The sequence below is a fragment of the Candidatus Sulfotelmatobacter sp. genome (assembly GCA_035498555.1).
GTDB lineage: Bacteria > Eisenbacteria > RBG-16-71-46 > RBG-16-71-46 > RBG-16-71-46 > DATKAB01.
In genome coordinates this window covers 18,031-41,223 of record DATKAB010000126.1, presented here as the reverse complement: position 1 = coordinate 41,223, position 23,193 = coordinate 18,031, and the positions used below count along the sequence as shown (strand labels likewise).

Annotated in this window: 17 protein-coding genes; 7 read left to right on the top strand and 10 right to left on the bottom strand. The window is 68.9% G+C overall.

The features are described 5' to 3' along the window. Nucleotides 1-181: 181 nt before the first annotated feature. Nucleotides 182-1,990 (top strand): phosphoenolpyruvate carboxykinase (GTP), encoded by a 1,809-nt coding sequence (locus VMJ70_10955; protein ID HTO91636.1) that lies wholly within the window; start codon nucleotides 182-184, stop codon nucleotides 1,988-1,990. Nucleotides 1,991-2,017: 27 nt separating this feature from the next. On the opposite strand, the gene VMJ70_10950 is transcribed toward VMJ70_10955, so the two are convergent. Next, nucleotides 2,018-3,316: an aminopeptidase P family protein gene (locus VMJ70_10950; protein ID HTO91635.1), complete on the bottom strand. Its 1,299-nt coding sequence runs from the start codon at nucleotides 3,314-3,316 to the stop codon at nucleotides 2,018-2,020. 110 nt (nucleotides 3,317-3,426) lie between these two features. Here VMJ70_10950 and VMJ70_10945 point away from each other — a divergent pair, with 110 nt between their 5' ends. The 4 genes from VMJ70_10945 (at nucleotide 3,427) to VMJ70_10930 (ending at nucleotide 8,449) form a co-directional block, all read left to right on the top strand. Next, entirely contained in the window at nucleotides 3,427-3,603 is a 177-nt protein-coding gene (locus tag VMJ70_10945; GenBank protein ID HTO91634.1) for a hypothetical protein, read from the top strand. A gap of 17 nt (nucleotides 3,604-3,620) precedes the next feature. Beyond that, on the top strand, nucleotides 3,621-5,969 hold the full coding sequence (locus VMJ70_10940; GenBank protein ID HTO91633.1) for a hypothetical protein: 2,349 nt from the start codon (nucleotides 3,621-3,623) through the stop codon (nucleotides 5,967-5,969). 97 nt (nucleotides 5,970-6,066) lie between these two features. Next, on the top strand, nucleotides 6,067-7,266 hold the full coding sequence (locus VMJ70_10935) for an aminotransferase class V-fold PLP-dependent enzyme (protein HTO91632.1): 1,200 nt from the start codon (nucleotides 6,067-6,069) through the stop codon (nucleotides 7,264-7,266). A 16-nt stretch (nucleotides 7,267-7,282) separates the two neighbouring features. Next, nucleotides 7,283-8,449, top strand: coding sequence for a DUF2911 domain-containing protein (locus VMJ70_10930; protein HTO91631.1), 1,167 nt, complete (start codon nucleotides 7,283-7,285; stop codon nucleotides 8,447-8,449). A 13-nt stretch (nucleotides 8,450-8,462) separates the two neighbouring features. Here VMJ70_10930 and VMJ70_10925 read toward each other — a convergent pair whose 3' ends face one another. Further along, a complete protein-coding gene (locus VMJ70_10925; GenBank protein ID HTO91630.1) occupies nucleotides 8,463-8,849 on the bottom strand; it encodes a DUF6165 family protein in 387 nt (128 codons plus the stop codon). A 69-nt stretch (nucleotides 8,850-8,918) separates the two neighbouring features. Here VMJ70_10925 and VMJ70_10920 point away from each other — a divergent pair, with 69 nt between their 5' ends. Then, nucleotides 8,919-10,445, top strand: coding sequence for a M20/M25/M40 family metallo-hydrolase (locus VMJ70_10920; protein ID HTO91629.1), 1,527 nt, complete (start codon nucleotides 8,919-8,921; stop codon nucleotides 10,443-10,445). Nucleotides 10,446-10,498: 53 nt separating this feature from the next. On the opposite strand, the gene VMJ70_10915 is transcribed toward VMJ70_10920, so the two are convergent. The 8 genes from VMJ70_10915 to VMJ70_10880 form a co-directional block, all read right to left on the bottom strand. Then, on the bottom strand, nucleotides 10,499-11,149 hold the full coding sequence (locus VMJ70_10915; GenBank protein HTO91628.1) for an NAD(P)-binding domain-containing protein: 651 nt from the start codon (nucleotides 11,147-11,149) through the stop codon (nucleotides 10,499-10,501). Between the two features lie 266 nt (nucleotides 11,150-11,415). Beyond that, nucleotides 11,416-12,540 carry a PilT/PilU family type 4a pilus ATPase gene (locus tag VMJ70_10910; GenBank protein ID HTO91627.1) on the bottom strand — a complete coding sequence of 375 codons (1,125 nt, stop codon included), beginning with the start codon at nucleotides 12,538-12,540 and terminating at the stop codon, nucleotides 11,416-11,418. Continuing rightward, the gene (locus VMJ70_10905; GenBank protein HTO91626.1) at nucleotides 12,537-13,820 is read right to left on the bottom strand and encodes a type IV pilus twitching motility protein PilT; all 1,284 of its coding nucleotides are present in this window, start codon (nucleotides 13,818-13,820) and stop codon (nucleotides 12,537-12,539) included. Before VMJ70_10905 ends, VMJ70_10910 begins: the two co-directional genes overlap by 4 nt. Then, on the bottom strand, nucleotides 13,820-15,397 hold the full coding sequence (locus VMJ70_10900) for an ATPase, T2SS/T4P/T4SS family (protein ID HTO91625.1): 1,578 nt from the start codon (nucleotides 15,395-15,397) through the stop codon (nucleotides 13,820-13,822). Before VMJ70_10900 ends, VMJ70_10905 begins: the two co-directional genes overlap by 1 nt. Nucleotides 15,398-15,565: 168 nt before the next feature. Next, a complete protein-coding gene (locus VMJ70_10895; GenBank protein ID HTO91624.1) occupies nucleotides 15,566-18,703 on the bottom strand; it encodes an efflux RND transporter permease subunit in 3,138 nt (1,045 codons plus the stop codon). Further along, the gene (locus VMJ70_10890) at nucleotides 18,700-19,758 is read right to left on the bottom strand and encodes an efflux RND transporter periplasmic adaptor subunit (GenBank protein HTO91623.1); all 1,059 of its coding nucleotides are present in this window, start codon (nucleotides 19,756-19,758) and stop codon (nucleotides 18,700-18,702) included. The genes VMJ70_10895 and VMJ70_10890 overlap by 4 nt, the downstream gene beginning before the upstream one ends. Nucleotides 19,759-19,876: 118 nt before the next feature. Further along, nucleotides 19,877-21,328, bottom strand: coding sequence for an ATP-binding protein (locus tag VMJ70_10885; GenBank protein ID HTO91622.1), 1,452 nt, complete (start codon nucleotides 21,326-21,328; stop codon nucleotides 19,877-19,879). Continuing rightward, nucleotides 21,325-22,011 carry a response regulator transcription factor gene (locus tag VMJ70_10880; protein HTO91621.1) on the bottom strand — a complete coding sequence of 229 codons (687 nt, stop codon included), beginning with the start codon at nucleotides 22,009-22,011 and terminating at the stop codon, nucleotides 21,325-21,327. Before VMJ70_10880 ends, VMJ70_10885 begins: the two co-directional genes overlap by 4 nt. A gap of 292 nt (nucleotides 22,012-22,303) precedes the next feature. Between VMJ70_10880 and VMJ70_10875 the strand changes: the two genes are divergently transcribed. Next, nucleotides 22,304-23,167, top strand: a complete 864-nt coding sequence (locus tag VMJ70_10875) for a hypothetical protein (GenBank protein ID HTO91620.1) — start codon at nucleotides 22,304-22,306, stop codon at nucleotides 23,165-23,167. Nucleotides 23,168-23,193: the final 26 nt, after the last annotated feature.

Here is a 23,193-nt window from a genome sequence, read left to right as displayed (position 1 = left end):
TCAGGAGCAGCTGTCGTGACAGGGCCAAAGAGACTCCCATCCCTGGAAGAGGGGGGTGGACCCCGTCGAGCCCGGCCCGGCGGGGTCGACGGAGTTTTCGGCACTCCGGCGGTCGGTCTGGAGCGCCTTTTCCGGCCGGCTTTTCCGGGCGAGACCCCATCCGCTAGACTGCCGCACCATCATGACGGCACATTCGCGGCTCGAGTCCTGGGTTCGGGACATGGCGCTGCTCTGCCAGCCCGACCAGGTGGTGTGGTGCGACGGCTCGCCCGAGGAATACCAGCGGATGCTCAAGCTGCTGGTGCAGGGCGGCACGGCCCAGTGGCTGGATTCCAACCGGCGTCCCAACAGCGTGTTCGTGCGCTCGGACCCGGCCGATGTGGCGCGAGTCGAGGAATTCACCTTCATCTGTTCCAGGACGCGGGAAGAGGCGGGCCCCACGAATCACTGGCGCGAGCCGACCGAGATGCGCGCCCATCTGACCCAGCTCTTCACCGGCGCGATGAAGGGACGGACGCTCTACGTCATTCCCTACAGCATGGGGCCGATCGGCTCGCCGATCGCCAAGATCGGCGTGGAGCTGACCGACTCCCCGTACGTGGTCGCCAACATGCACATCATGGCTCGGGTCGGGAAGACGGTGCTCGAAGCGCTGGGCGGCGATGGCGAGTTCGTGCGCGCGCTCCATTCGGTCGGAGCACCGCTGGCCGACAACGCTCCCGACGTTCCCTGGCCGTGCAACGCCGCCAACAAGTACATCACCCACTTTCCCGAAACCCGCGAGATCTGGTCGTTCGGTTCGGGCTATGGCGGCAACGCGCTGCTCGGCAAGAAGTGCCATGCGCTGCGCATCGCTTCGGTGCAGGCGCGTGACGAGGGCTGGCTCGCCGAGCACATGCTGATCCTGGGACTCACCCATCCCGAGGGGCGCAAGATCTTCATTGCCGCAGCTTTCCCATCGGCCTGCGGCAAGACCAATCTCGCCATGCTGCAGCCGACGCTGCCGGGCTGGAAAGTGGAGACCATCGGCGACGACATCGCGTGGATGAAGTTCGGCCCTGACGGCCGACTCCACGCCATCAATCCCGAGTCCGGCTTCTTCGGCGTCGCCCCGGGCACCAGCTCGCGCACCAATGCGAACGCCATGGCGACCATGGCCGGCAATTCGATCTTCACGAACTGCGCGCTCACCGCCGAACAGGACATCTGGTGGGAGGAGATGACCGAAGCCCCGCCCGCCGAGTTGAGCGACTGGCTGCGTCGCCCTTGGACGCCGAAGAGTGGCCGCAAGGCCGCGCATCCCAACGCCCGCTTCACCTCACCGGCGCGCCAGTGTCCGGTGATCTCGCCGTCGTGGGAGGACCCGAACGGGGTGCCGATCTCGGCGATCCTGTTTGGCGGCCGCCGCGCGACGGTGGTGCCGCTGGTCTACGAGTCGCGCTCGTGGCAGCACGGCACGTTCATCGGCTCGATCATGAGCAGCGAGACCACCGCCGCCGCCGCCGGCAAGGTCGGCGCGCTGCGTTTCGATCCGTTCGCCATGCTCCCATTCTGCGGGTACCACATGGGCGACTACTTCGCGCACTGGCTCAGGATCGGGGCGCGCGCCGACGCCACGAAGTTGCCGCGCATCTATCACGTCAACTGGTTCCGCAAGGGCGACGACGGCAAGTTCCTGTGGCCCGGCTACGGCGACAACAGCCGCGTGCTCAAGTGGGTGTTCGAACGCGTGACCGGCAGCGGGCAGGCGGTCGAGACCCCGATCGGCCTGGTGCCCGCGCCCGGCGCGCTGGACACGAGCAATTTCAAGATCACGCCCGGCGCGATCGACCAGCTCCTGCGCGTCGATATCGAGGCGTGGAGCAGCGAGCTGATCGCGATCCGCGAGCACTTCGAGCGCTTCGGCAAGCACCTGCCGCAGGGGCTCAGCGACGAGCTGGCGACGCTCGAGCAGCGGCTCCACGCCGCCAAGGTCGACGCCAACGCTTGAGAGCGGCCGGGCGCCCGCGCCGGCGAGCTACCGCACCGGCGCGAGGTCGCGCGGGATCGCGACCGTCAGGTTCTCCGGACCCTGCTCGGTGACCAGCACGTCGTCCTCGATCCGGATGCCTCCGAACTCGAGCAGCTCGTCGACCCGAGACCAGTCGACCGCATCGGCGTACTGAGCACGCCGCGCCGCGTCCTTCAAGAGCGGCGGCATGAAATAGATGCCGGGCTCGACGGTGATCGCGTAGCCCGGCTCGAGCGGCAGATCGGTGCGCAGGTTCTTGAGCCCCGGCCGGGTGCTGCGCACGCGGCCACGCAGATAGCCGCTCGCGTCGCGGACGCCGAGCCCCACCATGTGGCCGAGCCCGTGCGGGAAGAACAGCGCGTGCGCGTCGCGTTCGACCAGCGAATCGGCCGAGCCCTTGAGAATCCCGAGATGCGCAAGGCCTTCGGCGACCTCGCGGCAGGCGGCGAGATGGACGTCGCGCCACTCGGTGCCGGGAGTGCAGCGGGCGACGCCGCGCTCGAGGATTCCCAGCACCACCTGATACAGCTCGCGGAAGAAACCGGCATCGGTGGTGCCCGGCGACGCGCCGCTCTCGGCGCGCCAGGTGCGCGTCACGTCGGCGGCGTAACGCGACACCTCGGCGCCGGCATCGATCATCAGCAGGTCGCCCTCGCGCAGCTTGCGCCCACCGGGCGTGAAATGGAGCACCGCGGTGTTGGAGCCGGCGGAGACGATGGTGCCGTAGGCGGGCCGGTCCCCGCCGTGGCGGAAGAACTCGGCCTCCAGCTCGATCTGGATCTGTCGCTCGCTCGCGCCCGGGCGGATCAGCCGCTCGACCGCCGCGAAGCCCGCCGCGGTCGCCGCCGCCGCGCGCTTCATGCGCTCGATTTCGACCGCGTCCTTGGGACGCCGCGCGTGCATCAGCGCTTCGCCCAGCTCGTCGGTGCGCGCCGCCTCGCCGCGCAAGCCGGCCAGCGGGACGCCGAGCATCACCAGCGGCCGACCGCGCCGCGCCGCCAGCCAGCCGGGCAGGATCTGCAGCGACGTCCCGGGCGAATCGGTGCGCCCTTCCCAGATCCGCTCGGCCTCGGTGACGTCGGGAACGAAGTCGGTCCAGCCTTCCTTGGGATCGAAGGCCAGCACGCCGCCGACGGTTTCGCGGTCGGTGAGATAGAAGTAGTCGGAGTGGGCGACAAAGGGATAGGTCTGGTCGGCGCCGCCGGGAATCCCGATCGGCTCGCCGGCCCCGAGCAGCACGAACTCGTCGGTGAGATTCCAGGCGTCGGCGACGCGCTTGCGTCGGGTCTCAAGGTAGTGGCTCATGCGGGAAATCTACTGCACCCAACCGGCTGGCGGGAAGCGTCAAGCCTCGCTAGACTGCGTGGCGCCTGTCCGAGTCTCCTGCCGCTGGATCCACAGGGAGGGAATCCCACGTGCTGCTCGAAGCCGAACCGGGGCTCGTCCCCGCGCTCCAGAAGGTGTTTTCGGTCTACGCCGCGTTCTGGGTCACGGTGCTGGTGGTGCTGTTCGTCGCAGTCGGCCTCCTGAGCAGGAAGCGCGAGCAGATCTTGTCCAAGTCCCAATCGCACGAGGGCCACTCCCACCACTGACTACTCGCGGGAGTGCCGTGGCGGTCACGCCTGCCGATGCGGCGCTGAATCCGCCGCGCCGCGCCTACGCCGGACTGTTCGCGCTCTCCGCCGGGGCGCTGCTGTTCCAGGTCACCTTCGTCCGCATCTTCTCGGCCGCGATCTGGTACCACTTCGCCTTCCTGGTCGTCTCGGTCGCGCTGTTCGGCATCGGCGCGAGCGGGGTCGCGATGGCGATCGCCGATCGCCGATCGGCGACGTCCGGCTCGCGCGCCTCGGCCATGCCGTGGGCGGCGCCGCTGCTGTTCGCGCTCACCGCGATCGGCGCCCATCTCGGGGCGAGCGTCATCCCGTTCTCCCCGTTCCGCATCCTGCAGCAGCCGGCGCAGGTGCTGTGGTTCCTGCTCGACGACCTGCTGCTGGCGCTGCCGTTCTTCTTCTTCGGCTCGACGGTGGCACGCGTGCTCGGCCGCTGGCCCGAGCGCGCCGGCCGGCTCTATGCGTTCGATCTGGCCGGCGCCGCGCTGGGGACGCTGCTGGTGTTCGTGGCCCTGCCGGCACTCGGCGCCCGCGGCGCGATCGCGCTCTCGGCGGCGCTCGGGGCGATCGCCGCCTGGCTGATGGCGCCGCCCGGACGCGCGCGGATGCTCAGCGGCGGCGTCGCGCTGCTCCACCTGCCGCTGCTGCTCTGGCCCGCGTTGCTGCCCGACGTGCGGCTCGACGACAGCAAACCGGTGGTGCAGGAGGTTCGTGATCGCGGCGGGCGGCTGGCCTCGACGACCTGGAGCCCGCTGGCGCGCGTGGACGTGGTGGATCGCCCGAACGCTTCGCCGATGATCTTCCTCGACGCCGGCGCCGCCACCCCGATCGCGCCGCCGCGCACCGCCGCCACGGCTCTCGCCGACGTGAGCGCGCTGCCCTATGCCCTGCGCCGCGGCGGCTCGGTGGTGGTGATCGGCTCGGGCGGCGGCATCGACGTGCAGAACGCGCTGGCGCTGGACGCCGCGCGCATCACCGCGGTCGAGATCAATCCGGTGATCATCGACCTGGTCACACATCGCTATGGCGAGACGGTGGCCTACGCGTTCGCCAATCCGCGCGTGACACTGGTGCGCGACGAAGGGCGGAGCTGGATGGCCAGGAGCCGCGCGCGCCAGGACGTGATCCAGATCACGCTCATCGACACCTGGGCGGCGAGCGCGTCGGGCGCCTACAGCCTGTCCGAGAACTACCTCTACACCGTCGAAGCGATGAGCACGTTCCTCGATCACCTCGCGCCCCACGGCTTGCTCGCCATCACCCGCTGGTATTACGAGGCGCCGCGCCTGGTCTCGCTGATCCGCGCGGCGCTCGAGCGGCGTGGAGTGCGGGAACCCTCGCGTCACGTCATGGTGATCGAGGAGCGGCTTCGCTCGCTGGTGCTGGTGAGCCCCGAGCCGCTGACCGACGCCGATGTGTCCGCGGCGCGCGCCTTCGTCGCCGCCGATCCGCAACGCCAGCTCCAGCACGATCCCCTGGCCCCGTCCGACACCAGCTTCTTCGGCGCGTTCCTCGGCACGCGCGATCCGAGGAGCTTCTATACCGCCACCGATTTCGCGCTCGCGCCGGTCTCCGACGACAGCCCGTTCTTCTTCCAGATGACGCGCTGGAGTCGCGTCCGGCTCGGCGCGTTGCGCCACTTCACCGGCCGCGGCTTCCTCGAGCCGCTGGCGATCCCGGTCGCCCAGATCGTGCTGCTCACGGCGCTGGCGCTGGCGGTGGTGCTGTCGGCGGGATTGCTGGCGGTGCCGCTGCTCGCGGGCGCGGCGCCGCCTGCGCAGCGCTGGCGATGGCTGGCGTACTTCCTGGCGCTCGGGGTCGCCTATATCGCGGTCGAAGTCGTGCTGATGCAGCGGCTGGCGCTGCTGCTCGGCCATCCGACCTACTCGGTGACGCTGGTGCTGTTCGCGATTCTGCTGTTCTCGGGACTCGGCGCGGGCTGGGTGGATCGGCGGCCGGCGGGTCCGGGGCTCGCGATGCCGTTGCTTGGCGCCCTGCTGGTCTCGATCGGGTTCGTGGCGGTGGTGCTGCCGAGGCTCGTGCCGCTGTGGCTGCCGCTGGCGCTGCCGGTGCGCGCCGGCGCGGCGCTGCTGGTGATCGCGCCGCTGGCATTCGTGATGGGCATGCCGTTCCCGCTCGCGGTGCGGCGGCTGGGCGGACGCGCGCCCGGAATCATCGCGTGGGGCTGGGCGGCCAACGGCTGTGGCAGCGTGATCGGTTCGGTGGCGGCGGTGCTCGGGGCGATGCTCATGAACTTCAGCGCGGTGCTGCTGGGTGCCGGGGCGGTCTACGCTCTGGCGATGGTGCTGTTGGCGCGGGATCCGCCAAGGCAAACCTCCGAGCGATGAGGCCGGGGCCGAGGCCGCGGCCTCCCAGATGCGCTAGAGTGCCGCTTCGGATGCTGGCGGCGCACGGCCAGCTCGACACTTCGACCCGGGATCTCCCATGACCCTCCAGAAAGACGCCCCGGCGCGCTTCGGGCGCGCGGTGCGCGACCTGTGGCCGCTCGACCCGGCGATGCTCTACCTCAATCACGGCACGGTGGGCGTCACGCCAAGGCGCGTGCTCGAAACGCAGCAGCACCTCCGCGACGAGATCGAGCGCGAACCGGCGCGCTTCCTGCTGCGCGAGCTGTCGATGGGGCAGAGCCCGGCGCGCAAGGAACCGCCGCGGCTACGCGTCGCCATGCGACCGGTGGCCGAGTTCATTCGCGCGCGGCCCGAGGACGTCGTGTTCGTCGAGAACGCCACCACCGGCGCGAACGCCGTGCTGCACTCGTTCCCGTTCGAGCGCGGCGACGAATGCCTGGTGACCGAGCTCAACTACGGCGCGGTCACCCATGCCGCCCGCCACGCCGCCGAGCTGCGCGGCGCCACCGTGCGCAGCATCGAGATGCCCTATCCGGTCGGGGATCCCGCGACCTGCGTCGAGACCATCGCCGCCGCAATCGGACCGCGCACCCGGCTGCTGGTCGTCGATCACATCACGTCCGAGACCGCGCTGGTCATGCCGATTCGCGCGATCGCCGAGCGCTGCCGTGCCCGTGGCGTCGCGATGCTGGTGGATGCGGCGCACGCGCCCGGTCAGCTCGACCTCGACGTGCCGTCGCTGGGCGTCGATTGGTACGTGGCCAATCTCCACAAATGGGCGTGCGCGCCGCGGAGCTGCGCGTTCTTGTGGGCGCGGGCCGACCGCCAGGCCGGGCTTCACCCGAGCGTCATCTCCTGGGGCTACGGCAAGGGTTTCCTCGAAGAGTTCGAGATGGTCGGCACGCGCGACAACACTTCCTACCTCGCCGCGCCGGCCGGCCTCGAATTCATGCGCGACCTGGGCCTCGACGAGATGCGCCGGTATCAGCACGCGCTGGCCATGGAGACCGGCCGCATCCTCACGCGGCGCTGGGGCACCACGGTGGAAACGCCCGAGTCCATGATCGCGGCGATGATCACGGTGCCGGCGCCATCCTCGATCGGCAGCACTCGAGAAGATGCCCAGCGGCTCCGTGACGCGCTGCTGTTCGAAGATCGAATCGAAGTGCAGGTCCACGCGATCCGGGGGCGGGTCTGGCTCCGGATCTCGGCACAGGTCTACATCGAGCCCGCCGACATCGAGCGGCTCGGCGAAGCGGTGGCGAAGCGGGCGTAGCGCTCGCAGGGGGGCGATGATGTTTGCGGCCATGCTGGTGGTCTCGCTGGCCACCGCGCAGAACGCGCCGATGCCTTCGGCGGAGCAGGCGGTCAGTTCGGGCGTATTCATCACCCGGCTCGGCACCGACACCATTTCGGTCGAGAAGATCCAGCGGTTCGCCGACCACATGACCGGCAAAGTGGTGCGGCGCGTCCCGCGCACCACGGTGTTCGACTACGTGGTGTCGCTTCGCCCCGACGGCTCGCCCGATCACGCGATCTTCACCTTCGGTCCGCCGCCGGGAGTGAACGGCACGCCGCGCACGATCTTCGTTCGCGCCACCCCCGACTCGATGTACGCGGGGGAGAAGCGCGACACCCTGGTGATGCGCAGCTGGCCGCTGGCGCACGCGTTCCTCTCGATGCCCGACTCCTACGGCCTGTTCGAGCTGTGGCTCGCCGGGCTGCGCCGGTCGGGGCGCGACACCATGGGCCTGAATCTCGTCGGCCCGGTGGGCGGCGCGACCGGCCGGTTCTCGGCGACTCGCGGCGGCGGTGACACGGTACGCACCGTTCTCCCGCCCGGCCGCTACCTGCTCCTGGCCGATGCGCGGGGCCGGCTGCAGAAGCTCGATGCCACGACCAGCACCATCAAGCACACCGTGCAACGCGTGGCCGACGCGGATCTCAACGCGATCGCCGCGCACTTCGCCGCGGTGGACGCGAAGGGCGGCGCCTTCGGTCCGGCGGTCTCTTCGCGCGACACGCTGCGGGTGTCGATCGGCGTGGCCGACCTCAAGCTGGACTACGGACGTCCTTCGAAGCGCGGGCGCGTGATCTTCGATCACGGCGTGCTGGGCGACACGCTGTGGCGCACCGGCGCCAATGCCGCCACCCAGTTCTGGACCGATCGCGATCTCGTGATCGACGGCCGGACGCTGGCGGCGGGCAAGTACACGCTGTGGACGCGCGTCACCGGCGATGAGTACGCGCTGGTGTTCAACTCGCAGACCGGCCAGTGGGGCACCGAGCACGATCCCGCACGGGATGTGGCGCAGTTTCCCCTCACTCGCAGCTCGATGAAGTCCCCGCTCGAGATCTTCACGATCGGGATCGCCACGGTGCCGAACCGTCCCCAAGCCGGCGTGCTCCACCTGCGCTGGGACACCACCGATCTCTCGCTGCCGTTCTCGGTGAAGTAACCGGCGCCGCCGGCTAGTACGGCGTGTAGAACTTTTCCTCGAGCACTTCCGAGCCAAGCGCGACGTTCAGCTCGCGCTTGATCGCCGCGCGGCGATCGTTGGTGCGATAGATCGAGCGCGCCAGCTCGACGAAGTCCGAGTCGAACACCCGCTCGGCCTCCTTGCGCCGGATGCGATCCTCGATCTCCCACAGCGTCTCGTTCACGCTCTTCAACTCGGCGACCAGCTTCGCGACATCGCGCTTCGAGAGGGGCGAGGCCGCCCAGGTGGCGCGCATCAGCTCCAGCTCGCGCCGCACGTTGGCGAGCTTCGCCGCGTCGCGAATGCGTTCGGACTTGATTTCGAGAATCGTGAGCCGGTCGAGGAACTCGCCCGGCGCCGTGGGGACGTTGAGCAGCATGGGACCTCGCAGTGAGCCTCAGGTTAGGCGCTGGACTAGGGATGCGGCAAGCGGGCATGATGCCCGGCCATGACTCCAGACTCAGAGGATCGGCGCACCCACTCGGGGCGCGCGAACCACGTGCGTTCCACGCCCGCAGGCCATTCGCTCGGGGTTCTCCTGACCGCGGCGCTCGTCGTGATCGCGGCGGTGCCCCAGGCGCAGGCCGGCGCCTCGATTTCCGCGCCGCGCAAGCAGAGCGCCTCGGCCCCGAAGGAGAAAGAGCTGGCGCCGACGGCCCTCTCGGGCGACGAAAAGAAGCTGGTGGAAGCTGTGGACAAGGGGCTGCCGGCGGCATTTGCGCTGCTCGAGCGCGCCGTCAACCAGAACAGCGGCACCATGAATTTCGAGGGCGTGCGCGAAGTGGGGAAGATGTTCGAGCCCGAGCTGCAGAAGCTCGGCTTCACGACGGAATGGAGTGACGGCTCGAGCTGGAATCGCGCCGGCAATCTGATCGCGAAGCGCGCGGCCGCACGACCGGAACCGGCTCGCCGGCGCCCGGGAGTGCGAGACATCAAGGGCGCGAGTCAGGACACGATGGCCGTTCCCCACATCCTGCTGATCGGGCACATCGACACGGTGTTCGAGAAGGACAGCCCGTTCCAGCGTTACGAGAAGCTCACCGATTCGACGGCGAGTGGCCCGGGCGTCTGTGACATGAAGGGTGGCGACGTGGTGATGCTGCTCGCGCTCCAGGCGCTGAAATCGACCGGCGCGCTCGACCACATGAACCTCAGCGTCTATCTGGGCGGCGACGAGGAGCGGGCCGGCCTGCCGCTCGACCTCGCTCGCCGAGATCTGCATCAACTCGCTGAGACCGCCGACGTCGCCATTGGCTTCGAGGACGGCTCCGGGGATCCGCGCACCGCGGTGGTGGCGCGGCGTGGCTCGAGCTCGTGGACGCTCGCGACCGGCGGCACGACCTACCATTCGTCGCAGATCTTCCGCGACGACGTGGGTGCCGGCGCGATCTTCGAGGCGGTGCGGATCCTCGAGACCTTCCGGGATTCGCTGCAGGCGCAGCCGAATCTGACCTTCAGCCCCGGCACGATTCTCGGCGGCACCGAGGTGGCCTGGGATTCGGTCGCCAGCCGCGGCACTGCGTTCGGCAAGAACAACGTGGTCGCCGACAGCGCGATCGCGCACGGCGATCTGCGTGCTCTCGCCATCGATCAGCGCGAGCGCGTGAAGCAGACCATGAATGCGATCGTCGCCGCGCATCTGCCGCGCACCCGTGCGACCCTGACGTTCGACGAAGAGTATCCGCCGCTGTCCCCGACCGACGGCAACCGGCAGATGCTCTCGCTCTACGACCAGGCCAGCCGGGATCTCGGATTCGGTCCGGTCGAAGCCAGCGACCCCATGCGGGCCGGCGCCGCCGACGTCTCGTTCACCGCCTTCCATGTCGGGATGGCGATGGACGGCGTCGGGCTCAAGGGCGACGGCGCGCACTCGCCCGGCGAGACCGCGCGCCTGAATACGTTGCAGAGCCAGGCGAAGCGCGCGGCGGTGTTGCTCTCACGCCTTGGCGCGGAGTGGGGAAAGCTCAGGAAGTAGCGGCCGGCGCGCCCGAACCCGCGCGCTTACTTCCCGAGAGACAAGGCCGGGAACTACTTTCTCAAGACTTTATAGGCGTGATTCCACTGGCCGCTGTTGAATCCCGGCGCGCACCACAGGATGCACAGCGGCTCGATGGCGCGAGCGCCCTCGACGCCGCCGATGTCCTGCCACTCCCAGCCGAATTTCGCCAGCACGTCCTGCACCCGGGCCTTGGCATTGGCGTCGTTGCCGCAGATGAACATGGTTGGCTTGATGCCGGCGAAGTCGGGATTGACCATGAAGGCGTTGCCCACCGAATTGAACGCCTTGACGAACCGCGCGTCGGGGGCGAGGCGCTGCAGGCGTTCCATCAGTGACTGCTCGAGCGTCGTGAAGTAGTGGAGCACGCCGTTGGTGGGCGGCGCGTCGGCAATCGGATTGGTGGCGTCGATCACGACCTTGCCGGCGAGACTTGCGGGGCCGGCTTGCCGGACGGCGTCTTCGGCGGCGGTGCCCTTCACGGCGAGCACCACGATCTCGCCGAATCTCGCGGTGTCGGCCATGGTGCCGGTCGAAGCGCTCGCTCCGGCTCCCGATTTCCAGGCGGCGAGCTTGGCCGGGTCGCGGCTTCCTCGCATCACCTCGTAGCCATGCTTCAGAAAGCCGTTCGCCAGAACTTCGCCGACTTTTCCCGATCCGAGTACGCCGACCTTCGTGGCCATGAGCCTCTCCCCGGCAATGATTCGCTCGATTCCATCAAGAGCGCGACGGCGTGCGACACTGCTCCCGCGCGGCATTGGATGTCGCGTGAGGCGCTGGAGATGCCGGCGAGTTGAGAATTGTGGGCCTGCGGCGATCGCCAGACGTGTCGGGATGTGCGTGCCTGGCCGGCGGCCAGGCGCTTTCCCTTCATGAATGCCCCGGGGTGTGGACCGGGCGTCTCGGGCGGGCGCGGGAATCGCCCGCCCCTGCCGGCGTGGAGGAGAGCCTACGCCGCCTCGTCTTCTTCCTTGCGAATCGCGAATTGGGGCGCGCCCGTGGCGGGAGCGCCGCCGGCCGACATCTTGATACGCAGGCGCAGATTGTTGGCGCTGTCCGCCTGTCGCAGCGCCTCATCCTGCGTGATCTCGCCGCGGCGCAGGAGCTCGAACAGGGCCTGATCGAACGACTGCGAGCCGTCCAGCGCGTTGTCCTCGATGGCGGTCTTCAAGGCCCCGATCTCCCCCTTGGCGATGAGATCGGCGACGCGCGGCGTGTTCAGCATCACCTCGATCGCGGCGACGCGGCCCTCGCCGCTGGTTCGCGGAATCAGCCGCTGCGACACGATGCCGCGCAGGTTGAGCGCGAGCTGCGCGTAAAGTTGCGCCTGATGCTCGGCCGGGAAGAAGTTCAGGAATCGCTCCACCGCCTGATTCGCGTTGTTGGCGTGCAGCGTTCCGAGGACCAGATGCCCGGTCTCCGAAAAGTGCATCGCCGCCTCGACCGTCTCGGAGTCGCGCATCTCGCCGATCAGGATCACGTCGGGCGCCTGGCGCAGGGCGCTCTTCAGGCCCGCGGCGAACGAGGCGGTGTCGACGCCCACCTCGCGCTGCGTAATCACGCAGCCCTGATGTTCGTGCACGAACTCGATCGGGTCTTCGATCGTCAGGATATGGCCGCGGGTGTTCCGGTTGCGATGATCGACCAACGCCGCCAGCGTGGTGGACTTGCCGGCGCCGGTGGCACCCGTCACCAACACCAGACCGCGCTTCTGCATCACCAGCCCGAGCAGCGCCTTCGGCAGGCCCAGCTCGTCCGCGGTCGGCAGCCGGATCGGAATGATGCGCGCGACCAGCCCGACCTGGCCACGCTGCCTGAAGACATTGAGTCGAAAACGCCCGACGCCCTTGATCATGCGCGCGGTGTTGAGCTCGTGGGTCCGCTCGAACTCCGCCTGGTCGGCGGGAGAGAGCGCGGCGCGAATCAGCGCTTCGACCTCGTCGGCGGTGGCCGGACGCTCGGTCACCGCGATCGTGGCGCCGTCCACCCGCACCAGGGCCGGCGCCTCGGCGGTGAGATAGAGATCCGAACCCTGGCGCTCGCGGACCTGTCGCAGCAGTTCGTCGAGCGTCATCGGCCGAAGAATCCCGGTTTCTTGGGGGGCGTCGGCGGCCCCATGCCGCCGGTGGCGGGCGGGCGAGCCGCGGGTGGAGCCACCGGACGAGCCGCGCCGGCCGCAGACGGAGCCGCAGGGCGGGGAGCGCCGGCCGCCGGCGCCGCAGGCGGGCGCGCCGCCACGCCCGCGGCCGGCGTTGCGGGCTCGAAGCCGGAACCGACTCCGGCCGAGACCGTCGAGGTCGGCGCCGGCTGCTCGAACAGCTTGGGATTCGAAGAGCGCTTCATCGCCACCTCGCGGGCGAGGCGGCCCTGCATCACCAACTCGCGCAGGTGCTGATCGAGGCTGATCATGCCGTGCTGCGCGCCGGTCTGGATCACCGAGAGGATCTGCGCGGTCTTGTCCTCGCGAATCAGATTGCGCAGCGCCGGCACCCCCACCAGCACCTCGAGCGCCGCCACCCGGCCCTTGGCGTCCTTGGCGGGCAGCAGGGTTTGCGCCACCACGCCCTCGATCGATTCCGAGAGCATCGTGCGCACCTGCGCCTGCTGACCCGACGGAAATATGTCGATGATTCGATCGATCGTCTTCGACGCCGAGTTGGTGTGCAGGGTTCCGAACACCAGGTGCCCGGTCTCGGCGGCGGTGATCGCCAGCTGGGTGGTCTCGAGATCGCGCAACTCGCCGACCAGGATCACGTCGGGATCCTCGCGCAGCGCGGCTTTCAGTGCGTTGCTGAACGACTGCGTGTGCGGGCCGACCTCGCGCTGGGTCACCACCGACTTCTTCGGCTGATGCACGAATTCGATCGGGTCTTCGATGGTCAGGATGTGCAGCCGCTCGTTCGAATTGATCCAGTCCACCATGGCCGCCAGCGTGGTGGATTTGCCCGATCCGGTCGGGCCCGTCACCACCACCAGCCCGCGCTCGAGCTGGGAGAGCTGCTGCAGCACCGGCGGCATCGCCAGCTCCTCGAGCGACTTCACCTGCGAGGGCACGAGCCGGAACACCGCGCCGACGCCCTGCCGCTGCACCAGCACGTTGGCGCGGAAGCGCGAGAGCCCGGGGATTTCGAAGGCAAAGTCCAGGTCGTGGCGCTCTTCGAACACTTTCTTCTGCTCGTCGTTCATCAGGTCGTAGATCGCGGCCCGGGTGGCATCGGGTGAGAGCGGCGCCATTTCCAGCGGCCGGGTCTCGCCGCGCAGGCGAAGCACCGGCGCCATGCCGGGCACGATGTGTACGTCGGAAGCGCCCTGGTCCTTGGCGAAGGCGAGAATCGCGGTGAGGTCGATCGCCATCAGCTCACCGCCCGCGCCGCGTCGCCCGGATCCAGCTCGCCGCGCTCAACCAGGTCCCGAACGCGGTCGGGAAGCAACCGGAAGCCGTCGGCCTGAGCGAGCGCTCGTAATTCTCCGGCGTTCGCGCCGCGAAGGATCGCGGCGCGCATCGCATCGGTCGCGAACAGCGGCGCGAACACCGCTCGCCGTGCCGCGCCGCCGGATGAGGCGCCGCCGGAGTTCGCGACGCTCACCAGCCGCTGTTGGATCACGGCGTGCCAGCGCCGCGAGAGCAATGCGCGCCCCTCGGGGGTCGCGCTCATCGCCTCGAGCAGCGCGAATGGCTCTTCCCAGTCGGTGCGCGCCAGCACCCAGCGCGCATGAGTCGCGCTGCCCAGCACGCGGCGCACCCGCTTGCCGCTGAGGCCGTCGTCCAGCACCAGTCCGTCGGCCCCCTGCACGACCGCGATGCCGCTCCAGTGGCGCGCGAGCCGCCCGCTCACGACTTCGACGAGTCCGGATCCCGAGTTCCACCGTCGATGGTGGTTCGCGAACACCAGCCAGCGCCGGTCCTCGGTCGGCAGCTCCCGGAGCAGCGCCGCGAGCGTCGTGCTGCAGCCCGAACCGGTCGGCCCCGAGACCAGCACCAGGCCGGCGGGCTCGGCCGCCACCGCGCGCAGGCGGGCAAGGTCGATCGCCTCGAGCCCGAGCGAATCGAGGGTCGCGTGGTCGGTCGGGTCGCGCAGCAACCGGACCGTCACGGAGAGCCGGCCGTTCGTCACCAGCCGCGAAGCCAGGATCTCGCCCTCCATCCCGCCGATCTCGCACTCGAGCGCCTGCACGCGATGGCTGCTCCCCTCCCCGGCGGGCGGCATCCCCAGCGATTCGAGCCGCGCCAGCACCAGCTCGGCGAGCTGAGCGGGTTCGTCGGCGACCTTCTGGAGCACGGCGCCGACACGATGGAGCACGCGCAGGGAACTCTGAGAGCCCAGAAAATGCACTTCGTGCGCGCCGGCGCTCGTCGCGCGGCTGAGATGGAACTGAAAGAAGGTGTCGCCTGACTTGTCCCACACCACGTCGAAGTGGGGTGCCGCGCCCTTCGCCGCCTGCGCGAGCGGCGGCGCGGGGGCCGGATGCGACCGGCGCGAGTGCCGCGAGCCCCACACCGCGTCGAGTGCCCGCTCGATGGCGCTCGGAGTCGAAGCCACGCACGACACCGCGACGCCGGTCAGACGCTCCAGCTCCCGCACCAGATCAGGGTCGGTGGGGTCCGCGGCGGCCAGCGCCAGCTGTTCATCGGAACGGACCAGCGGCACCACCTGCAGCCGGCGCAGCGTGGATTCGGGAAACGATTTCACCAGCTCGGGATCGAGGGTGTCGGCGCGTACGTCCACGAACGAGAGACCGAGCTGGCGCGCCAGCGCCCAGGCGATGTCCTCCTCGGAGACGTAGCCGAGCTCGACCAGGGTCTCGCCGATGCGCTTGCCGGTGGCGCGTTGCCGCTCGAGTCCGGCCTGGACCTGCGGCTCGGTCACCACGCCGGCCTCGATCAGGATCTGCGTGATGTTCTTGCGCGGACTGGAGGGGGGCGCCGACATGCGGGGTTCCCGGGCCGATCGGTAGGGGGCGAACGACGGTGCCGCGGACTGCCCAGTCGGTATCGGAACCCCGCCGCGAAACTTGAGAGATCGCTTGCGGGATAGGGAAAGGCGCGCCCCGGTCCTGCGGGATCGGGACGCGCCCCTGGGGCCGGAGGCCGGAACCGCCTAGCCGGCCGACTGAACCTGGGGCTGCTCCACGCGTTCGCTGCTCGAGCCGGCGCGGTGGCGCGGGGCCGAGCGACCACGCGAGAGCCGGCGCTGGAAGGCGTCGAGATAGGTATAGAAAACCGGCGTCACGTAGAGCGTGACGACCTGCGAGAAGGCGAGTCCGCCGACCACCGCGAGCCCGAGCGGCCGGCGTGATTCCGAGCCGGCGCCGAGGCCGACCGCGATCGGCAAGGTGCCCATCAGGGCCGCCATGGTGGTCATCATGATCGGCCGGAAGCGGACGGTGCATGCCTGGATGATCGCTTCCCGCGCCGACTTGCCCTGCTCGCGCTCGGCGTCGAGCGCGAAGTCGATCATCATGATCGCGTTCTTCTTCACCAGTCCGATCAGCATGATCACGCCGACGAACGCATAGATGCTGAGGTCGGTGCGGAAGATGACCAGCGTGAGGAGCGCGCCGAAGCCCGCGAACGGGAGACCCGAGAGAATCGTGAGTGGGTGAATGAAACTCTCGTACAGGATGCCGAGCACCAGGTAGATCACCAGCACCGCCAGCAGCAACAGCCACAACAGACCCTGCTGGCTCGATTGGAAGACCTGGGCGGTGCCGCTGAAGTTGGTGTTGACGTTGGAAGGCAGCGTTTCGCGGGCCACTCGCTGCACCGCGTCCACCGCCGCGCCCAGGGAGGCGCCGGGCTTCAGATTGAACGAGATCGTCACCGCCGGGGACTGGCCCTGGTGGTTCACGGTCAGGGGACCAACGTCGGAAGCAAGCGTGGCGACCGCGCCGAGCGGGACCAGATCCCCATTCTTCGACGGCACGTAGAGGTTGCCGAGTGCGGTGGGATCACGCTGGAATTCCGGCTTCAGCTCGAGGATGACCCAGTACTGGTCGTCGGCGGTGTAGATCGTGGAAACCTGTCGCGACCCGTAGGCGTCGTAGAGCGCCTGCTCAATGTCGTTCGCCGAGACGCCCAGCGCCGCCGCCCGGTCGCGATCGATATTGACCGACACCTGCGGGTTCTTGATCTGCAGGTCGCTGGTCACGTCCTGCAGCTGTGGAACGTCCTGGAGCCTGGCCAGCAGCTGGTTCGAGCTGTCGTAGAGCTCGTTGATGTCCGAGGTCTGGAGCGTGAACTGGTACTGGCTCTTCGACGAACGTCCCCCGACGCTGATCGAAGGCGGGTTCTGCAGGTACACGCGGATCCCCGGCACGCGCGCCAGCTTCGGCTGCAGCTCGCGGATGATGTCGTCGGCCGAGAGCTTGCGCCGGTTACGGGGCTTGAGGCGCAGGAGCAGGCGGCCCTGATTGACCGAGGAGGTCGGCCCGCCCGCGCCTACCGAGGACATGAAGGTCTCGACGTTCGGATCCTGCGAAATGACCGCCGCGATTTCGCGCTGGTGCGTGACCATCGCGTCGAACGAGGTGCCTTCGGCGGTCTCGGTGGTGCCGCTGATGCGACCGGTGTCCTCGCTCGGAATGAATCCCTTGGGCACGATCATGAACAACACCACGGTGCCGAGCAGGATGCCCAGCGAGAACGCCAGGGCGGTACGGCGGTGGTCCATCACCCAGCGCAGCGTTCGCTCGTAAAAGGCCAGCGAGCGGTCGTAGGCGCCCTCGATCGCCTGGTACGTACGGCCATGGCCGCTGGCGTGGTCGAGCTTGAGGAACCGGCTGCACAGCATGGGGGTCAGCGTCAGCGAGACGAATCCTGACACCAGGATCGCCACGCTGATGGTGACCGCGAACTCGTGGAACAGCCGGCCGAGCAGCCCGCCCATCAGGAGCACCGGAATGAACACCGCCACCAGCGAGACGGTCATCGAGAGGATGGTGAAGCCGATCTCGCGCGAGCCGTCGAGCGCCGCGCGCATGGGCGGCTTCCCCATTTCCATGTGCCGGTGGATGTTCTCGAGCATGACGATGGCGTCATCCACAACGAAGCCCACCGACAGGGTGAGCGCCATCAGCGACAGGTTGTCGAGGCTGTAACCAAGGGGCTTGATGACCGCGAACGTGCCGACCACCGAGAGCGGGAGCGCGAGACTCGGAATCACGGTGGCCGGCAGATTGCGCAGGAACAGGAAGATCACCAGCACCACCAGCACCAGCGTGAGCAGGAGGGTGAACTGAACGTCGCTCACCGAGCGGCGGATGGACTCCGAACGGTCATAGAGCGTGTGGATCTCGACCGAGGCCGGGAACTGCGGTCGGAGCCGGTCCAGCAGCTGGAGCACCGCGCCCGCCACCGCGACGGTGTTGGTGCCGGGCTGGCGCTGGACGGCCAGCACGATGGCACGCTCGCCGTGGTACCAGCTCGCCACCTTGTTGTTCTGGACGTCGTCCCGCACGTCGCCCAGATCGCGCAGCCGCACCGGGGCGCCGTTCCGCACCGCCACCACCACCTCGCCGAACTCTTTCGCGTTCGAGAGCTGGCCGTTGGCCTGCACCGTGGCGGTTCGATTCGGCCCCCACAGGATGCCGGTCGGCAGGTTGACGTTGGCGTTGTTGATCGCGTCCGACACCTGCTCGAGCGAAATGCCTCGCGAGGCGAGCGCACGCGGGTCGATCTGAATCCGCACCGCGAACTTCTGAGCCCCGAACACCGACACCTGCGCCACCCCGGACACCATCGAGATCCGCTGCGACAGGATGTTCTCGGCGTAACCGTCGAGCTGCTGGAGCGACAGCAGCGGCGAGGTGAGCGCCAGGTAGAGGATCGGCTGATCGGCGGGATTCACCTTCTGATAGGAGGGCGGCACGATGCCGGTGGGCAGCGAGCGCAGCGTCTTGGCAATCGCCGACTGGACGTCCTGCGCGGCCGCATCGATGCTGCGATCGAGCGTGAACTGCAGGGTGATGCTGGTCGTGCCCAGGGCGCTCGACGAGGTCATGGCATCGAGGCCGGCGATGGTCGTGAACTGCTTTTCGAGCGGGGTCGCCACCGCCGAGGCCATGGTTTCCGGACTCGCGCCGGAGAGGTTGGCGTTCACCGAGATGACCGGGTAGTCCACGTTCGGCAGATCGTTCACCGGCAGCTGGGTGTAGCCGACGATGCCGAACAGCAGCACGCCGATCATGACCAGCGTGGTCATGACCGGGCGCTGGATGAAGAGGGCCGAGAGGTTCATGGCGTACCGCCTTTCGCGGCTCTCACCAAGACTTTCGCGCCTGGCGACAGGCGCAGCTGACCGTCGGTGATCACCGTTTCGCCCGGCTCCACGCCGCCGGCCAGCACCGCCAGCTCGTCGGTCGAACGCTCCACCTGGACGGGACGCGGCGCGACCGTGGAATCCGCATTGAGCACGTAGACGAACGCGCCCTGCTGGCCGCGGCTCACCGCGGGAGCGGGAACCACCACCTTGTTCTTCTGCACGTCGAGCACCAGCTGCACGTCCACGAACTGTCCCGGCACCAGCGCCCGGTCTCGATTCTCGAACTCACCCTTCAGCAACAAGGTTCCGGTGGTGGCGTCCACCGCGTTGTCGACGAACACCAACGCGCCCCGGCGGACCGTGGTGTCGGAATCGGGGATGCGCACCTCGACCATCGGATGGTTGTCGCGATAGCGCTGCACCAGCGGCACGTCGCCGACCGGCACCGTGAAATGCACCCGGACCGGGTGGATCTGATTGATCACCACCAGCGGGTCGCTGGTGGCGGCCTTGATGAGGTTGCCGACATGCACCATCAGCTGCCCGGTCTTGCCCGAGATCGGCGCCTCGATCGAGGCGTACTGGAGATTCAGCCGCGCCGTGATCACCGCCGCGGAGTCGGCGCGCACCGAGGCCGCGGCGGCTTCGGCAGTGGCGCGGTCCTGGTCCCATTCCGATTGCGAAATCAGGTTCTGGTCGACCAGCTTGGCGGCACGATCGGCTTCGAGCCGCGCGCTCTCGTACTGGGCGCGATCCTTCTGGAGCGTGGCCTCCGCCTGCTCGAGGGCGGCCCGGAACGGCCGGGGGTCGAGCTCGAACAGCACCTGGCCCTGGCCGACCTCGTCGCCTTCGCGGAAGGCGACACGAGTGACCACGCCGCCGACCTGCGAACCCACCGCGGCAGTCTGAATCGGCTCGACCGTGCCGGTGGCGGCGAGGGTGAGCGGCACGGAGCGCGACTCGGCGCGCGCCACCGCCACGGGAACGCGCGGCGCACGGGACTTGGTGGCGCTCGCGCAACCCGTCGTCATCAGAATCGCGGCAAGCGTGGGACCGGTGAACCTGAAACCGAAAAGGCGCGAGTGTGCGCTCACGTTCAAGAGTGGGCTCCGATCGGGCGAATCGGCCGGGAGATCATCGGGGTACTTTTCAACGCTGCCGCGGCAATTCGATGGTGATGGCCAGGCCGTGTGGACGAGTGGCCTCGGCGCGCACCGAGCCGCCGTGCCGCTCCACGATCTCCCGCACGATGGCGAGCCCGAGACCCGAGCCGCCGCCGTCGCGGGAGGCGCTGCCGCGCGCGCCGGGTGCCCGGTAGAAGCGCTCGAACACGTGGGAGAGTTCTTCATTGCTGAGCCCGGGGCCATCGTCGTCCACCCGCAGCCGATAGGTGCCGGCGCCGTTGGTGCCGGTGAGCGAGAGTGCGACCTTGCCTCCGACCGGGACGTAGCGAAGGGCGTTGCCGAGCAGGTTCTCCAACACTTGCTCCATGCGATGGCCGTCGGCGTGGATCCAGGCTTCGGGAATCGTTTCACCCCACTCCATGCGCAGACCGGCGTCGGAGAAACGAGCCGAGAAACGCTCGGCGGTATTGCGACAGAGCGCCACCCAGTCGAGCCGCTCGCGCTGCAGCTGAGTCGCGCCGGCCTCGAGCCGAGCGAGATCGAACAGATCGCGGATCAGCCGATCGAGCCTTCGCGCCTCCTCCAGCACGCCGCGGACGAAGCGGCCGCGCTCGTCGCCCGAGACGTTCACCTGCGGATCGAGCAGCGTCTCGGCATAGCCGCGGATGGAGGTGAGCGGCGTGGCCAGCTCGTGGGTGATGTCGGCGAACAGCTGGCGGCGCTGGCGATCGCTCTGTTCGACACGCTCGCGCGCCTCGAACAGGCTCTGCGCCATGTGGTCGAGTCGTTCGGCCAGCCGGCCGATCTCGTCGCCGCTCGGATCGGCGATGCGCACCGACAGGTCCCCTTCGGCGACCCGCGCGGCCAGGGTCTCGATGGCGCGGAGCCGGCGCACCAGGAGTCGCAGGAGCACCAGCGCCGCCGCCATCGAGAGGATGAGCGCGATCGGAAGGAAAAGGAGAGGCGTGAGCCGGCCGAGCGATCCGGAGGTGTCGTCCGGCCGTACCGGGCGAATCGCCACCAGCTCGCCGAGGCGTTCCGACCCGCGCATCACCGGTTCACGCGCCAGCAGCTCGAGTCGGTTCCAATTGACGGCGTGCCCAGCGGGGTCGGTGGTGGGAGGAGGCACGTGCGTGCCGTCGAGTATGCCGCGGGCGAAGCGCTCGCGGCCGGGCGGATTCGAGTACACGACGCCGTTCGACTGGCGGAAGAACAACCACGGCGCGCGAGGCAGCAGCGTGCGGCGATGGCGCTCGAGCAGCGTATCGATGGAGGTGGGCGACATCGGCAGCACCGTCACCAGCTCCGAGATCAGGCCGTTCAGGGCGACCTCGACGCGCGATCGGTCCTCGCTCTGGGAGAGGGGGCCGAGCACCGCGACCGCGACCAGGGCCTGCAGCAGCGTTCCGACCACCGCCACCAGAATGAACAACCCGGCGATGGTCCAGAACAGGCTGTGCCGTGAGTCGCGCTTCAATTCTCGGACTCCGCGAACCGGTATCCAGCGCCCCACACCGTCTGCACGAAGCGCGGGCGCGCCGACTCACCCTCGAGCTTGCGGCGCACGCGACTCACCAGGCTGTCGATCGAACGATCGTCCACGATCCGGTCGCTGCCCCACACCTGCTGCATCAGCGATTCGCGGCTAAAGACCCGCCCGGGCCGGGCGGCCAGGAAGTAGAGGAGATCGAACTCGAGCGTGGTGAGCGGGATCGGCTGCCCGTCGCGCTCGACGGTGCGGCGGCCCGGATCGATCCTGAGGCCATGCAGCTCGAGCACCCGCTCGGTGACCGTGCCGCTATAGCGCCGCAACAGGGCCCGCACCCGCGCCACCAGCTCCGCAGTGCTGAACGGCTTGGTCACGTAGTCGTCGGCGCCGATCTCGAGCCCGAGGAGCTTGTCGCTCTCGCCGGTCCGCGCCGTCACCATCAGAATGGGCACGTCGCTTTCCTTCCGAATGCGGCGCGTGACCTCGAGCCCGTCGATTCCCGGCAGCCCGAGATCGAGCACCACCAGCGCGGGCTTGAGCCTGGTGAAATCCGCCAGCGCTCGACCTCCGTCGGGCGACACGTGGCAATCGAATCCCGCCGATTGCAGATTCTTCTCGATCAGGTCCGCGATGCGGGCATCGTCCTCGATGATCAGAACCGTCTGATTCATGGCTTCCTGGCGGCCTCGGTTGGAATCGAACAGGCGCCCCTCCCGGGCGCGATTCGTCGGGGTCACCCCTGGCCGGGTGACAAATGTAGCGTATGCGCGGGTTTGGGTAGAGATGTGGTGTCTGAGTGGTTTCTCCCTGACAGCTCCCCGAATTTGCCCCGCGTTGATCACATCTCTGCCACAATCGCTGCGTAGGTTCTACTCAGAAGGTCGAGGTCGCCACCCCGGATCGGAGCTCGCCGAGTGCAGCAGGCTCCGTTCAAGCGGCCAGAGGTTTGCACCTGGAGTTCCGATGATCCGGCGAATCGCAGGCACTGCGGCCGCTCTGTCGCTGCTGGCCGTGGCAAGCGCGCGCGCGGGCGGCACCGCGACCCCTTCCCCGAACCTCGCGCCGCCCGCGAGCGCTTCGGCTCCCAGGACCGCTTCGATTCCAGGCGGAGACCGTGACACCACCCTCGGGGCCACGGCGGGGCCCGACTCGGCCGCGCGCGCGGCGGCCGGACTCGCCCCATTCGACCTCTCCGGCACCTGGCGGCTCGATCTGGCCCTGAGCGGCGAGCCACCGCGAAGCGGGGGGCACGGCGGCGGAGGCGGGCGCCACGGCGGCTGGGGAGGTGGCGGAGGCGGTGGCGGCATGCATGGCAGCGGTGGTCACGGCCATTCGGGTGGCGGCTGGGGCGGCGGCAGCGACGGGGGCAGCGACATGGGATCGGACGGGACCGGGCACCACGGAGGCGGAGTTCATTTTGGTGGCGGCGGCTCGGAGTCGAGCGAGGGGGGCGAGTCGTCCGACGGCGGCCAGAGCCCGGCACCGCCTCCGCGGACACCGGGCCCACTTCCCGAACTGATGACCATCAAGCAGAACGGGGGAATTCTGAACCTCGCGGACTCGACGGGTGCCATCGTGGTTCAGGTGACGGTCAATGGCTCGGCCCCCGACACGGCCGGATTGGGTGGCAGAGTGCAGGTGGCGCCCGGGCGCTGGCTGGACGAGGCGCTGCAGGTGCAGCGCCCGAGCTGGCGCGGCTCGACGCTGCTGCAGACCTTCACGCTCGAGGACGACGGCGAGCGGCTCGTGATCCAGATCCATCTCGACATGCATGGGCTGATGCCCCCCGTGGACGTGAAGCGCGTCTATGACCGGGTTGGAGGCTGAATCGGAATGATTGGATCGCATGTGGA